The sequence below is a fragment of the Streptomyces sp. NPDC002138 genome (genome assembly GCF_040296485.1).
Classification (GTDB): Bacteria; Actinomycetota; Actinomycetes; order Streptomycetales; family Streptomycetaceae; genus Streptomyces.
On record NZ_JBEOXE010000043.1, the window covers coordinates 1 to 14,588 of the forward strand.

Annotated in this window: 11 protein-coding genes and 1 pseudogene; 8 read left to right on the forward strand and 4 right to left on the reverse strand. The window is 74.1% G+C overall.

Translation table 11 applies throughout. The features are described from left to right. The 4 genes and pseudogenes from ABT084_RS25505 to ABT084_RS25520 form a co-directional block, all read left to right on the forward strand. Window positions 1–457, forward strand: a pseudogene (locus ABT084_RS25505) (hypothetical protein); the annotation flags it as partial. A 165-nt stretch (window positions 458–622) separates the two neighbouring features. Then, window positions 623–1,900, forward strand: coding sequence for an NAD(P)-binding domain-containing protein (locus ABT084_RS25510; RefSeq protein WP_351048206.1), 1,278 nt, complete (start codon window positions 623–625; stop codon window positions 1,898–1,900). Window positions 1,901–2,282: 382 nt separating this feature from the next. Continuing rightward, complete coding sequence (locus tag ABT084_RS25515; RefSeq protein ID WP_351048208.1) at window positions 2,283–4,346, forward strand: SpoIIE family protein phosphatase; 2,064 nt, start codon at window positions 2,283–2,285, stop codon at window positions 4,344–4,346. A gap of 63 nt (window positions 4,347–4,409) precedes the next feature. Further along, complete coding sequence (locus ABT084_RS25520) at window positions 4,410–4,583, forward strand: hypothetical protein (protein ID WP_351048211.1); 174 nt, start codon at window positions 4,410–4,412, stop codon at window positions 4,581–4,583. 54 nt (window positions 4,584–4,637) lie between these two features. On the opposite strand, the gene ABT084_RS25525 is transcribed toward ABT084_RS25520, so the two are convergent. Then, entirely contained in the window at window positions 4,638–5,087 is a 450-nt protein-coding gene (locus tag ABT084_RS25525; RefSeq protein WP_351048213.1) for a DUF6299 family protein, read from the reverse strand. Between the two features lie 153 nt (window positions 5,088–5,240). Here ABT084_RS25525 and ABT084_RS25530 point away from each other — a divergent pair, with 153 nt between their 5' ends. Both ABT084_RS25530 and ABT084_RS25535 read left to right on the forward strand, forming a co-directional pair. Then, window positions 5,241–5,855, forward strand: a complete 615-nt coding sequence (locus ABT084_RS25530; protein WP_351048215.1) for a DUF4352 domain-containing protein — start codon at window positions 5,241–5,243, stop codon at window positions 5,853–5,855. Window positions 5,856–5,912: 57 nt separating this feature from the next. Next, entirely contained in the window at window positions 5,913–6,419 is a 507-nt protein-coding gene (locus ABT084_RS25535; RefSeq protein WP_351048217.1) for a DUF5949 family protein, read from the forward strand. A 151-nt stretch (window positions 6,420–6,570) separates the two neighbouring features. Here ABT084_RS25535 and ABT084_RS25540 read toward each other — a convergent pair whose 3' ends face one another. From ABT084_RS25540 to ABT084_RS25550, 3 genes are all read right to left on the reverse strand, one after another. Beyond that, window positions 6,571–7,833 carry a cytochrome P450 gene (locus tag ABT084_RS25540; RefSeq protein ID WP_351048220.1) on the reverse strand — a complete coding sequence of 421 codons (1,263 nt, stop codon included), beginning with the start codon at window positions 7,831–7,833 and terminating at the stop codon, window positions 6,571–6,573. Between the two features lie 83 nt (window positions 7,834–7,916). Continuing rightward, complete coding sequence (locus ABT084_RS25545; RefSeq protein ID WP_351048223.1) at window positions 7,917–9,071, reverse strand: low temperature requirement protein A; 1,155 nt, start codon at window positions 9,069–9,071, stop codon at window positions 7,917–7,919. A gap of 28 nt (window positions 9,072–9,099) precedes the next feature. Then, window positions 9,100–9,855, reverse strand: coding sequence for a sirohydrochlorin chelatase (locus tag ABT084_RS25550; protein WP_351048225.1), 756 nt, complete (start codon window positions 9,853–9,855; stop codon window positions 9,100–9,102). A gap of 234 nt (window positions 9,856–10,089) precedes the next feature. Here ABT084_RS25550 and nirB point away from each other — a divergent pair, with 234 nt between their 5' ends. Next, on the forward strand, window positions 10,090–12,921 hold the full coding sequence (nirB, locus tag ABT084_RS25555) for a nitrite reductase large subunit NirB (RefSeq protein ID WP_351048228.1): 2,832 nt from the start codon (window positions 10,090–10,092) through the stop codon (window positions 12,919–12,921). Between the two features lie 216 nt (window positions 12,922–13,137). Then, on the forward strand, window positions 13,138–14,559 hold the full coding sequence (locus ABT084_RS25560; protein WP_351048231.1) for a NarK family nitrate/nitrite MFS transporter: 1,422 nt from the start codon (window positions 13,138–13,140) through the stop codon (window positions 14,557–14,559). Window positions 14,560–14,588: the final 29 nt, after the last annotated feature.

The following is a 14,588-nucleotide window of genomic DNA, read 5'->3' on the forward strand; positions in this document are numbered from 1 at the left end:
GTCCGGCCCCGTTGCGGGGGGCGGCGGGGGGGGCCCCGGGCCCCGGGTCGCGGGGCCGCGGGCCCGGCCGGACGGGGCCGGGCGTACCGGTCCGGTGCGGCCCGGTCCCGCCGGGCCGGGGCCGGTGCGGGCCGCGCCGCCCGCCGAGCGCGGGCAGGTCGAGCTGGCCTGGTTCGCCGCGGACGACGTGCTGCCGTTCCTCGCGATGATCGCGGCCTTCCTGGGGCGCGGCGCGGGCAAGGGGGCGCGCGGGGCATGGAACGCGCTGAGCGGTGTCCCCGCACGCGGGCGGCGCACGGCGCGTGCGGTGGCCCGCGCGCCCCGTCAGCGCGGCGGCCCCGACCTGCTGTCCCCGGCGTCCGCGCCGGGTCTGCCCGCACCTCCGGGGCCCGATGCCGAGGCCGGCACCACCGAACCGGCCGAATCGGCCGAGCCGGGCGGGCTGGTGACGCGGTGACAGGCCGGACCGGGCGGATGCGCTGACCCGGTGGGCCCGGTGGACCCGGCGGCACCGGAGATCCCGGTCCGCCCCACCTCGCTGTAACCGGCCCCGGGATTCCGGGGCCGGTCGTATGAGCCACGTATGACACCGGTTTGAGACTGGAGGACAGCGGTGACGCGCATGGACGATCTCGTGGTGGTCGGTGCCGGCCCGTACGGGCTGTCGGTCGCCGCCCACGCCGCGGCGGCCGGGCTCGACGTACGGGTGCTCGGCCGCCCGATGGCCTCCTGGCGGGACCACATGCCCGAGGGCATGTACCTGAAGTCGGAGCCGTGGTCCTCGAACCTCTCGGCGCCGGACGGGCGCCACACCCTGGCCGACTACTGCGCCACGCGCGGCACGGTGGCGGAGCACGGCACTCCGCTGCCCATCGGGACGTTCAGTGAGTACGGGCTCTGGTTCGCCCGGAACGCCGCGCCCCCGGTGGAGGAGGTGACGGTCACCGCCGTCACCCCGCAGGGCAGCGGATTCCGGATCACCACGGACGGGGGCGAGCCGCTGCTGGCCCGGACCGTGGTCCTCGCGGTCGGCGTGATGCCCTTCGTGAACCACCCGCCCGCCCTGCGCGAGCTGCCCCCGACCCACTACTCGCACAGCAGCGGCCACCGCGACCTGACGCGTTTCGCGGGCCAGGAGGTCGCGGTGCTCGGCGCGGGCCAGGCCGCGCTGGAGACGGCCGCGCTGCTCGCCGAGGCGGGCGCCCGGCCCTGCCTGGTGGCCCGGCGCTCCCGGCTGAACTGGAACACCCTCCCGCAGCCGCTGGAGCGCCCGCTGCCGCGCGCGCTGCGGGACCCGCACAGCGGGCTCGGCACGGGCTGGCGCAGCTGGGCCTGGTCGGAGCTGCCCTGGGCGGTGCGCCGGCTGCCCGCCGCGACCCGGACGCGGATCGCGGCCACGGAGCTGGGGCCGGCCGGGGCGTGGTGGCTGCGGGACCGCTTCGAGCGGCAGGTGCCCGCGCTGATGGGCCACGCCCTGCACCGGGCGGTGCCGGTCGGCGCGCGGACCCGGCTGGGCCTGACCACCGCCGCCGGGGAATCGGTGGTCCTGGACGTCGCCCATGTGGTCGCGGCCACCGGCTTCCGCCCGGGGCTGGGGCGGCTGGAGCTGCTGGACGCCGGGCTGCGGACGGCGCTGGCCACGGCCGGGGAGGGGGGCACGCCCGAGCTGAGCCCGTTCTTCGAGTCCTCGTGGCCGGGGCTGTTCTTCGCGGGGCTGCTCACGGCTCCCTCATTCGGTCCTTCCATGCGATTCGTGCACGGAGCGGGCTTCACGGCGGGGAGACTGGTGAGAGGAGTCCGCAGGCGCTTGCGCGCCCAGGGCCCGCTGCCCGGCTCCGCCGGTGGCGGCGGTGCCCTGCGGGGCCTCGGCGCCGGGCGGCAGAAGTCCTATCCGGTGTGAGTCCCGTCCGGGGTGAGAGGGGTCCGCGATGAGCCCGGAAAGAGCACAGGGTGGCCGGGGCTGGGTCCGCATTCCCGCGAGCCGCGCGGAACAGCCCGCCGGGCCGGCACAGGCCCCGTACCCGGCACAGGCCGCGTACCCGGCACAGGCCCCGTACCCGGCACAGGCCCCGTACGCGGGGGCAGGCCCGGGCCCGTACCCGCCCCACGGAGCCCACGCGGCCAGGGCGCCGCAATCCGCGCACGCCGATCAGCCGATGATCTACCGCTCCCTCGTCACGCGCTGGCGGGAGGCCGGACGCACCCTTCCGGGGCATCCTGACGAGGAGTGGGAGAGGCTGATCTCCCAGCCGTGCTGGCCCGGCCGATAGGTGGTGTGACGCGTGGCAGCGGCGGAGCACGACGCACCGGGACCGGGCGTGACCAGCGCCTCGGACCGGCTCGCCCTGAACGGCATGGGCAGCTTCGAGTGGGACCTGCGCGCCGGCACCGTCGATCTGGATCCGGCCGCGATGGGGGTCTTCGACCTGGAGCCGGAGGTTTTCGACCACACCCCGGAGGGGCTGGGCGTCCGGATCCCGGCCGATGACAGCGCCCGCCTGCGCGACGCGATCCTGGCGGCCCTGGAGGGCGGCGGGCACACGTACGGCTCGTACTTCACGGTGCAGCGGCGCGACGGCCACGATCAGTGGACCCACACCCAGGGCCGGGTGCTGCGCGATCCGGACGGGCGCGCCCGGCGGATCGTGGGGATCGTCCGCGACGCGACCGCCGAGCTGGCCCACGCCACGCTGCTGCGCAAGCTGGAGTCGGCGCGCGCCCAGCAGGCCACGATCGTCCAGCGGACCACGGAGGCGCTGTCGCGGGCGGTGACGGTGGACGACGTGACGGCGGCCCTGACCGGCGCGGGTGCGCTGGAGCGGCTCGGCGCGGACGGCCTGGCCCTGGGGCTGGTCGAGAACGGCGCCATGAAGATCATCGCGCTGAGCGGGGAGTCGCTGGAGATCCTCAGCGAGCGGAAGTTCACCCGGTTGGACGGATCGCTGCCGCTCTCGCAGACGGTCCTCACCCGCAAGGCGCGCTTCGTCACGGACCTGGGCGCGCTGGCGGCCGAGTTCCCGCTGCTCGCGTCCTACCTCGGGCGGATCAAGTTCAACGCGGCCGCCTACCTGCCCCTGATCGCGCAGGCCCAGGCGATCGGCGGGCTGGTGCTCTTCTACCGGCGGCGCAGCGAGTTCAGCCCCGAGGAGCGGAACCTGTCCCTGGGCCTGGCGGGCATCGTCGCCCAGTCGCTCCAGCGGGCCCTGCTCTTCGACCAGGAGCGGGAGTTCGCCACCGGGCTGCAGGCCGCCATGCTGCCCCGCCGGATCCCGGAGATCACCGGCGGCGAGATCGCGGTGCGCTACCACTCCGCCTGGAGCGGCCGCGAGGTCGGCGGCGACTGGTACGACGTGATCGCGTTGCCCCGGGACCGGGTCGGGATCGTGGTCGGCGACGTCCAGGGCCACGACACGCACGCGGCCGCGATCATGGGCCAGCTGCGGATCGCGCTGCGGGCGTACGCGGGGGAGGGCCACCCGCCCTCCACGGTCCTCGCCCGGGCCTCGCGCTTCCTGGCCGAGCTGGACACGGAACGCTTCGCGACCTGCACCTACGCCCAGGTGGACTTGGAGACGGGCGGCGTACGGGCGGTGCGCGCCGGGCACCTGGGCCCGCTGATCCGGCACACCGACGGCCGGACCGGCTGGCCGAACCTGCGCGGTGGGCTGCCGCTGGGCCTTGCCTCGGTCTTCGAGCAGGAGGACTTCCCCGAGACCCGGCTCGACCTGGTCCCCGGCGAGACCCTGGTGCTCTGCACGGACGGGCTGGTGGAGGAGCCCGGTACGACGATCACCACCGGGATGGACGCGCTGGCACACGCGGTGCGCACCGGACCCCAGGAGTCGGGGGCGCTCGCCGACCACCTGCTGGACCGGCTGTGGGAGCGCTGGGGCTCGGGCGACGACGTGGCCCTGCTGGTGCTGCGCCGGGCACCGGACCCGGGCACGCACCGGGCGCCGCGGATCCACCAGTACGTCCACCAGGCCGACCCCGAGGGTCTCTCCGAGGCCCGCTACGCGCTGCGCCAGGCGCTGCGCGACTGGGGGGTGCCGAGCCTCGCCGACGACGTGGAGCTGGCGGCGGGCGAGCTGCTGGTCAACGCCCTGCTGCACACCGACGGCGGCGCCGTGCTGACCATGGAGGTGCTGCCGGAGCCGGTCCGCCGGATCCGGCTGTGGGTCAAGGACCGTTCCAGCGTCTGGCCGCGCAGGCGCAGTCCCGGGGAGGCGGCGACCACGGGGCGCGGGCTGCTGCTGGTGGACGCGCTGGCCACGCACTGGGGCGTGGAGTCCCGGGGTGACGGCAAGGCGGTGTGGTGCGAGTTCGACGCCCCCGTCCCGATGTGACCGCGAGTGACCAGGTCGTCGCGCCAGGTTGTGGTGCCGGGTGGCCGGGGTGATGATCCGGGCATGGAGAGGATGCGGTCGTGGGGGCTCGTACTGCTGGGGGCGCTGGTGATCGCGGTGATCGCGGCCGGCGCGCCGAGGGTCGCCCACGGGGCGTCGGGGCGCGCGCACGCGGCGCCGGAGTGCCGGTCGGTGGCCTTCATGTCGATGACGGGCGCGGCGCCTGACTGCCGGTAGCGGCGGCTACCGGGCGGACCGGGGCCGTGGGCGGGCCGATGGGGCCCGGGCCCGTCAGTGGCCCTTGATCATGACGTGCTGCTCGTCCTGGGCCAGGGTGGCCTGCGAGACCGCGGTCGGCACCAGGGAAGCGCCGTGGATCCGGGCGACGGTCAGCCGGGACGCGGCCGTGGCCTCGCCGGGGTGGAAGCCGGGCATGACCCCCATCGTGCCGGTCACGGACCACTCGTGGACCGCGCCGTCGCATTCGGCGGTGCCCGCGCTCATGCCGAGCTTGTTGCCGTCCTGGCGGAGCTCGGTCTGGATCTGCACTCCCTCGGGTGACCCGGGCGCGCAGCGGTAGACCCCGGAAAGGGTGACGCGGCCGTCGTGCCGGATCGGCGCCTCGTCCTGCATGGAAATCATATCGCGGCCGGAATCGGCGCTCGCGGGCACCGCGCAGGCGCCGGCGGCGGCCAGTGCGGACAGCGCCGCGACGGCGATTCGGGATCCGGTCGTACTCATCGTTCCTCCAGGTGGATGCAGGCGGTACATTCCGCCGGAACGCATTGTGCAGGTCACCCGGCGGTATCTCGTTCCGCCGAATCGTGTCGGTGTGTGCAATTGCCCGCTCGGGCGCGTGAGACTGGCCGAAATACATCCCCGAAGGGATCCCGCATGCGCCAGTCCGCTCCTGTCCTCGCCCTCGCCCTGCTCCCGCTCCTGCTGTTCGGTTCCACCGGCTGCGAGAGCGCCCATGAGGGGGCGGCCCTCGCGCCGGCCGCCGCCCCGGCCGTCCCGGTCGACGACGGCGCCCCGGGCGGCGCCGACGAGGACGCTCCGGCCCCGGCCCCGGGGCAGGCCGCCGGGGCCGCCGTCAAGGACTCCCGGGTGGGTGACCCCGTACGGGTGCGGGGCCGCCAGGTGGGCCGTCACCTGCAGGCCGTCCTCACCGCGTACGTCGATCCGGCGATCAGCGTGGACGCGGCCTTCGCCCCGGCCGCGGGCAAGCGCTGGGTGGGCGCCGGGATGTCCTTCGTCAACGTGGGCGGGGCGACGTACGGGGCGCTCGGGCGCATGTGGGCGTACGACGGCGCGGGGCAGCGCTATCCGGCGGTGAAGACGGGGGAACTGACGACCGGGAAACCACTCGTCTTCGATTCCCTCTCCGTCGGTGACCGGGCCGAAGGATGGGTCGTGTTCGAAATTCCGGAAAACGCGCGGATCGTACGCCTCCAGTACCAGGACGCGAACACGCAGACGAATTCCGGAGAAGGATTCTGGGCGGTCTGACCCAGCCGGGTGAAGGGCCGGGAAAGGGTGCGGTGAAAGAGCACTAAGGTGCGGCCCATGACTTCGACTCACACCGAAATCGACCGGTCCCACCTCGGCACTCTTTCGGTGCTCGCGTGGATCGGCGATCCCGAGGACGGGCACAACATTCCGTACCTCATCGCCTACACCCTGGGCGACTGCCCGCACGGCCACGAGGCCGGCTCGGCGTCCGCGCGCGGGCTGCTGGAGCACCTGGGGCTGCGGATCGGCGACGAGGTACTGGACGGCACCACTCACCCGCACAAGTTCCCGGTGAAGATCCTCGTCGAGGGCGACCAGGTCGCGCTGACCGTGGAGGGCGAGGAGATCGGCCTCAACGCGCGGTGCACCGCCCCGCCGGAGTGGGTGGCCGCGGCCGCCGACAGCGACCAGGTCTACTTCCTCTTCGCCACCCGCCCCTGGCCCGAGGCCGTGCCCGGCGAGCCGGTCGACGCGGAGACGCTGAAGAAGTTCGTGGGCGACGAAGAGGTCCTGACCAGCAGCGTGCACGCGGTGCTGCGGGTGCAGCGGCTCAAGAAGTAACCACCGGGCGCGGGGCGCCGACCGCCGGGCTCCCAGCCTGCCCGGTGGCCGGCCCGCGCGTGCGGGCGTACGGACGGATCCGCGACGGGAACCGCGACCGCCAGGCCGCCGCGCCCGCGCCGGTCACCGGAGGCCGCCGCGCCCGCGCCGCTCAGGTGTCGAAGGCGAACCGCAGGGCCCGGACCCGGTTGTCGAAGTTCGACCCGGCGAGCTCCGGCAGCCCGACCGCCCGCAGGCCGACCGGCCGGGTCAGCAGCTCGCGGAACAGCGCCTTCATCTCCACCCGGGCCAGATGCGCGCCCAGGCAGAAGTGCGGGCCGCCGCCCCCGAAGCCCAGGTGCGGATTGGGCGAGCGGGTGATGTCGAAGGCGTCCGGAGCGGGGAAGACCGCCTCGTCGCGGTTGGCGGACGCGTAGTACAGCACCACCTTGTCGCCGGGCATGAACAGGTGCCCGCCGAGGGTGTGTTCGGCGACCACCGTCCGGCGGAACTGGATGATCGGCGTCGAGTGCCGGATCATCTCGTCCACCGCACCGTCGGCGTACTTCTCGAAATCCCCCAGCAGCAGCTCGCGCTGCTCCGGGTGATCGGTCAGCAGCGCCAGGCCGTGGGTGATCGCATTGCGGGTGGTCTCCACCCCGGCCACCATCAGCAGCGAGAAGAACGCGCCCAGTTGCCGCACGCCCAGGGCCTCGCCGTCCACGTTCGCGCGGACCAGCGCCGAGATCAGGTCGTCGGTGGGGTTCTTCCGCCGCTCCTCGGCGATCCCCGCGACCATCCGCTGCATCCGGGCCAGCGCCCGCAGCCCGCGCCCCGGCATCCGCAGCCGCGCTGCCAGGCCGCGCTCCACGCCGATGTTCTCCGAGGCGTGGTTGACCCGGTCGGCGATCTCCGCCCGGTACTCCCCGGGGATTCCCATCATGTTGCAGATGACGTCCAGCGGGAGCCGTGAGGAGACCGCCGAGACGAACTCCCCGGGCCGCTCCGCCAGTACGTCGTCCACGATCCGCGCCGCCACCGCGTGGATGTCGGCCTCGGCGGCCGCCAGCAGCCGCGGGGTGAACGCCCGCTGCACGATCTTGCGCAGCTGCGCGTGGTCCGCCCCGTCCAGATTGACCATCGAGTCCCCGAACAGCGCCCGCACCCAGCGGGCCGGCTCGGGCGTGGTCACCCCCGGCGCGCTCGCGAACACCTTCGGGAGCCTGCTCGCCTCCTGCACGTCCGCGTGCCGTACGAGCGCCCAGTGACCGCGCTCGGGACCGCGCCAGGAGGCCGGGCGCTCGGTGAACCAGCGCGGGCCGTCCAGCGCCCGCAGCCGGGCGAAGGCCGCCAGCCGGGCCTGCGGAGGCAGCTGCCAGAACGCCGGGTCGGCGAGATCGATGTCGGACGGATGCCGCTGTGCCGGGACCGTCATGGCCCGCACCTTCTTCCAGATGGTCAGGGTGTCCAGGGCGCCCTGGACCCGCGTGTCCCCCCGCCGCCCCCCACGGCCCCCGCTCACGCTGCTGAACGCGCCCGGTGCGCCAAGGTCACGCCCACCGCGACGGTGGCCGCCGCCACCAGTCCCGCCCACAGCACCGCGTGCTCCCCGGTCCAGGCACAGCCCAGGACCGCCGGCGCCGCCACCGGCAGGGTCAGCTGCTGGGCCGCGCCCCGCTTGAAGTGCCGCGCGTGCAGCAGCCACACCATCGCCAGGAACAGCGCGGCGGGCACGCACACCCCGAGGTTGGCGGCCAGTACGGACACGTGGGCCTTGCCGACCGCCTGCTCCACGGCCACCTCGATGCCCGCCCCGATCGCCGCCGCCGACCCGAGGATCAGGAAGTGCCCGTACCCCCAGGGCAGCGCCGAGCGGTTGCCCGTCACCCGTTCGTGCGCGGGCACCGCGAAGTAGATCCACCAGGCGGCGAACACCAGCAGCAGGCCGCCCGCGGCGATCGGCAGCAGCTCGCCCAGCGCGTCGTGCTCGTCCAGCGCCGACTGCACCGCGATCGTGCTGGCGGAGATCGTCTCGCCGAGCACGATCAGCGTGAACAGCCCGTACCGCTCCACGATGTGGTGGGCGTGCCACGGGGTCTGGTACGAGCGCTCGGCGATCAGCGGCACCGACAGCTCGGCCACCACCATCACCAGGAACAGCCAGCGCCGCATCCCCTCCGGAGCCAGCAGCAGCGCCACCCAGCCCGCCTGGCACACCACGAGCCCGGCCGCGTACGTCAGGGCCGACGTCCGGCCCGCACCGCTCTCCCCGGCGGCGGCCCGCAGCCACTGCACGGTCAGCGCCACCCGCATCACGAGGTAGCCGATGACCGCGATGGTCCAGTCGTCGGCGTCGAAGGCCCGCGGCACCCCGGCCGCGTAGATCAGCACGCCGGAGATCTGCACCAGCACCGCGATCCGGTACGGCACGTCGTCGGTGTCGTAGGCGGACGCGAACCACGAGAAGTTGACCCAGGCCCAGAACACGCCGAAGAACACGAACAGATAGCCGCTGATCCCGGCGGCCACGTGCCCCTCGGCGAGCGCGTGCACCAGGCGGGCCCCCGCCTGCGCCACCGCGACGACGAAACACAGGTCGAAGAACAGTTCCAGCGGGGTCGCGGCCCGGTGGCCCTCGTCGGGGCTGCGCGCGGTCATCGGTACGTATGCCATACCGGCCAGCACAGCAGCGCCCGGCCCCCTAACAGGCCAGGCGCGCGGCCCGCAGCGCCCGGGTACCCCGGGCGGACTCGTACCGGTCGACCACCAGGCGGGCGACGCCCGGATCGTCGGCCAGCGGCTCCGACACCGTCCAGGCCCCGGCCCCCGCGAGGGCGCGGCTGAACCGGCCCGGGGCCAGCAGGTGCGCGCCGAGCGCCACCCGCCGGTAGCCGGCGCCCCGCAGCGAGGCCAGCGCCTCGGCGACGGTGGGCCCGGCCGAGGTCAGACAGGCGGGCACGACCGGGACCGGCTCGGGGCCCGCATCGCCGTCGCGGTCCAGCAGCGCGGCCAGCTGGGCCGCGCAGGTCCGGGTCCCGTCGTTGCCGCCGGGGCGGGAGGAGCCCGCCCTGGCCACGACCACCGCGTCCGCCCGGGTGTAGGGGCCGCGGCGCCGCTCCGCCTCGCGCAGCCTGCTCCGCAGGGCCCGGGCCACCTCCCACGCGCCGCTCAGCCCCTCGGTGAGGACGCAGCCGGTGCCCTCCAGGACGGCGGGGAGGTCGACGCGGCGGTGGTAGCCGTCGCCGAGCAGCAGCGGGACCACCACCGCGCGCGGGTGCGCCCGTACCGCGTCGGCGAGCGAGGGGCGCTGCACGTCGAGGTGGCCCACGGCCGCGTGGACCCCGCTCAGCGCCTCGATCGTCGCCACCAGCCGGGAGACCGTCCGCGCGGCGGCCGGGACGGCGCTGCCGTGCACGGCGAGTACGAGCATGGCGCTGCCCTCCAAGGAATCCCGCATCGGTGCCTTCGCCCCCCGGCTTCCACGCTAGGCGCGGGCCGCGCCCGCCACACGCACCCCAAAGGCCTTCGCCGCAGGTCACAGGTCCCGCGCGGAAGAGGTCCGGCGACCCGCGCCGACGGGCCCTTCACCGCCGTCGGGGGCCGCGGCGCGGACCTACCGTCAGAAGGCCGCCAGTGGTGGCGGCAGGCGCGCGACGCGGCGCGCCGCCCCGGGAACGGACGGAGTGGGACCATGGCGCAGACGCTGGTCGTCATCGGCCACGGCATGGTGGGACACCGCCTACTGGAGGCACTCGCCGAGCGCGGCGCGCTGGCGGGCCCCGGCGCGGGCGGCGCGGGCGGCTGGCACGTCGTCGTCCTCGCCGAGGAACGGCGGCCCGCCTACGACCGCGTGCACCTGTCCGCCGCCTTCACCGGAGCGAGCGGCGCGGAACTGGCCCTGGCCGAGCCCGGCTTCGTCGCACGGCACGCCATCGACCTGCGCCTCGGCGACCCCGCCACGCAGATCGACCCCGCCGCCCGTACGGTGACCAGCGCCTCCGGCGCGGTGATCGGCTACGACGCCCTGGTGCTCGCCACCGGCTCCTCCCCCTTCGTGCCCCCGATCGACGGCGCCGACGCCGGGGGCTGCTTCACGTACCGCACCCTCGACGACGTCGAAGCGCTCACCGCCTACGCGGCGGGACCCGGCGTCCGTACGGGCGTGGTCATCGGCGGCGGACTGCTCGGCCTGGAGGCGGCGGGCGCGCTGCGCACCCTCGGACTGACCACGCACGTCGTGGAGTTCGCGCCGCGGCTGATGCCCCTCCAGGTCGACGACGGCGGCGCGGCCGCGCTGCGCGCCACCATCGAGTCGATGGGCGTCGCGGTGCACACGGGCGTCGGCGCGGGCGGGGTGCGGGTCCACGCGGACGGGCGGGCGCGGGCGCTGCGGCTGACCAACGGCGAGGAGATCGGCGCGGACGTCGTGGTGTTCTCCGCCGGAGTGCGCCCGCGCGACCGCCTGGCCCGCGCGTGCGGGCTCGCCGTCGGCGACCGCGGCGGTGTGGTCGTCGACGCGCACTGCCGCACCAGCGACCCGTGCGTCTACGCGATCGGCGAGTGCGCGCAGACCGTCGACGGCAGGGTCTACGGGCTGGTCGCCCCCGGCTACCAGATGGCGGAGACGGTCGCCGAGGCGCTGGCCGGCGCCGGGAAGCTGACCTTCACCGGGGCCGACACCTCCACCAAGCTCAAGCTGATGGGCGCCGACGTGGCCTCCTTCGGGGACCCCTTCGCCCCCGAGGGGCAGGGCGCCGCGGTCTCCGTGGTCTTCTCCAACGCCCGCGAGGGCGTGTACAAGAAGCTGCTGCTCGGCCCCGACGGGGCGCTGCTCGGCGGGATCCTGGTCGGCGACGCGCAGGCGTACGGGTCGCTCAAGCCGCACGCCGGCCGCCTGCTGCCCGGCCCGGCGGAAGCCTTCATCCTGCCGTCCGCGGAGGGCGCCGGACCGCCCGGAGCGGACGCCCTGCCCGACGACGCGGTGGTGTGCAGCTGCCACAACGTCACCAAGGGCCAGGTCCGTACGGCCGTGACCGCACAGTCGCCGGCCGACCTCGGCGGGATCAAGAAGTGCACCAAGGCGGGCACCGGCTGTGGCGGCTGCCTCGGCACGCTGCAGGGCGTACTGGACGCCGAGCTGGCGGCGGCGGGCGTCGAGAAGGCGCGCGGCCTGTGCGAACACTTCGCGCTGACCCGCGCCGAGATCTACGCGAAGGTGGCCGCCGAGCACATCCGCAGCTTCACCGAGCTCCTGGAGCGGTACGGCGCGGGCGGCGAGGGCTGCGCGGTCTGCAAGCCGGTCGTGGCGAACGTACTGGGCACCCTCGCCCCGGACCTCGGGCTCGGGCACGTCCTGGAGGGCGAGCAGGCGGCGCTCCAGGACTCCAACGACCTCTTCCTCGCCAACCTCCAGAAGGACGGCACCTACTCGGTCGTCCCGCGGGTCGCGGGCGGCGAGATCACCGCCGACCAGGTCATCGCGATCGGCGAGGTCGCCCGGGACTACGGCCTCTACACGAAGATCACCGGGGCCCAGCGGATCGGCCTCTTCGGCGCCCGCGCGGAGCAGCTCCCCGACATCTGGCGGCGCCTCGGCGGGGCAGGCTTCGAGTCCGGCCAGGCGTATGGAAAGTCCCTGCGCGCGGTCAAGTCCTGTGTGGGCGCCCGCTTCTGCCGCTTCGGGCAGGGCGATTCGATCCAGCTCGCCATCGACCTGGAGCTGCGCTACCGGGGCCTGCGGACGCCCCACAAGTTCAAGGGCGGGGTGTCGGGCTGCGTGCGCGAATGCGCGGAGGCCCGCGGCAAGGACGTCGGGATCATCGCCACCAGCAAGGGGTGGAACCTGTACGTCGGCGGCAACGGCGGGGCCGTCCCGCGCCACGCGGACCTGCTGGCCGCGGACCTGACGAGCGGGGAACTCTTCGCGCTGGTGGACCGGTTCCTCATGTACTACGTCCGCACCGGGGAGCGGCTGGAGCGGACGGCGGCCTGGGTCGAGCGCCTGGGCGGCGGTTCGGCGGGGCTGGAGCACCTCCGGGCGGTGCTGATCGGGGATTCGCTGGGGATCTGCGCGGAGCTGGAGGCGCAGATGGAGCGGCATGTGGCGGCGTACCAGGACGAGTGGCAGGCGGTGCTGGAGGACCCGGTGGCGCTGGCGCGCTTCGGGGGCGTGGGTTCCGGGGGCGTCGGCTCCGGTGGCGTGGGCTTCGATGGCGTCGGCTCCGGTGGCGTCGGCTTCGGCGCGGCGGAGGCCTTGGAGCCGGGCCGCGGGCGCGCGGTGGTGCTGCCCGACGGCAGCCGGGCGGCGCTCTTCAAGGACCGCTCGGGCGAGGTCTACGCGGTCGGCGACCGGGACCCCTTCTCGGGGGCCGACGTGATGGCGAACGGCATCATGGGTACCCGCGACGGCGTCCCGGTGGTGACCTCGCCGATGCACAAGCAGGTCTTCGACCTGCGGACCGGCGTCTGCCTCGACGACCCGGAGGTCTCGCTGCCGGTCCTGGAGATCCAGCGGCGGCCGTAGCGGCAGCCGGAAGCGGAGGCCGTAGCGGCATCCGGAAGCGGCGGCGGCCGTAGCGGCAGCCTCAAGGCACCGCGGGAGCGCGACCAACGCCCTGTGGGCGGCAGGACCTTGTCCTGTCGCCCACACGACGTTCTCCCCTGACGCGCGGCGGGTCCGCGGGCGGAACCTGAAGGGGTCAGGACCCTCAGCACCCGTTCTCAACGTTCAGGACACGCCATGAGTTCCGTCATCCAGGACGCGCCCCCGGCGACAGGCCGTGCGCAGGCGCCCGACCCGGCGCAGCACCGGCCCGGCCGCACCATCACCGAATGGACCCCGGAGGATCCGTCCTTCTGGAGCTCCACGGGTAAGAAGGTCGCCACCCGCAACCTCTGGATCGCGGTTCCGGCGCTGCTGGTCGCCTTCGTCGTCTGGCAGGTGTGGAGCATCACGGCCACCAACCTCAAGGACGTCGGCTTCGGCTTCAGCCAGTCGCAGCTGTTCTGGCTGACGGCCGTCCCGGGCATCACCGGCGGCACGGCCCGCATCTTCTACACCTTCCTCGGCCCGATGGTCGGCCAGCGCCGCTTCACCGCGGTCTCCACGCTCGTCCTGATCGTGCCGCTGCTCTGGCTGGGCTTCGCGGTCCAGGACCCGCGGACCTCGTACACGACGATGGCCCTGATCGCCGCCCTCTGCGGCATCGGCGGCGCCAACTTCTCCTCCTCGCTGGCCAACATCGGCTTCTTCTACCCGAAGCGCGAGAAGGGCAACGCGACCGGCATCAACGGCGGCCTGGGCAACCTGGGCGTGTCCGTGGTGCAGCTGCTGACCCCGATCCTGATCACCTCCTCGGTGCTGGCGATCGGCGCGGGGCAGCGGAAGGCGAACGGATCGGAGATCTACCTCCAGAACGCCGCCTTCGTCTGGGTGCCGGTGCTCGTGGTGCTGGCCGTGGTGGCCTGGTTCGGCCAGAACGACCTGAAGGTCGCCTCCACCCCGTTCAGCCAGCAGAAGGTCATCTTCAAGCGCAAGCACAACTGGGTGATGACCTGGCTCTACGTCGGCACCTTCGGCTCCTTCATCGGCTTCGCGGCGGCCCTGCCGCTGCTGATCAAGACGACCTTCCCGGCGTACTCCGTCGCCACCTACGCCTGGATGGGCCCGGCGCTGGGCGCGCTGGCCCGGTGGGCGGGCGGCTGGATCGCCGACAAGCTGGGCGGCGCGCGGGTCACGATCCTGTCGTTCGTGGGCATGGCCGCGTCGATCATCGGCGTGATCACCTTCCTGCCCGCGGGCTCCGGCTCCGGGTCCTTCTACGGCTTCTTCTGCTGCTTCCTGTCGGCGTTCTTCTTCTCCGGCATCGGCAACGGCTCGACCTTCCGCCAGATCCCGGTCATCTTCCGCGGCCTGCACCTGAAGGGCCTGGAGGAGGGCACCCCGCGGTACGCGGCCGCGCTGAAGGAGGCGGAGATCGAGTCGGGCGCGGTCACCGGTTTCACCGCCGCGATCGCCGCATATGGCTTCTTCTTCATCCCGGCGATGTTCGCGAACTTCGCGGTCACCAGCGCGATGTGGGGCTTCGTGGCCTTCTACGCGAGCTGCGTGGTCGTGGCCTGGTACTTCTACGCCCGCAAGGGCGCCGAGGCCCCCAGCTAGGTCCCTTCCGCGCGGATATTTGTGAATGG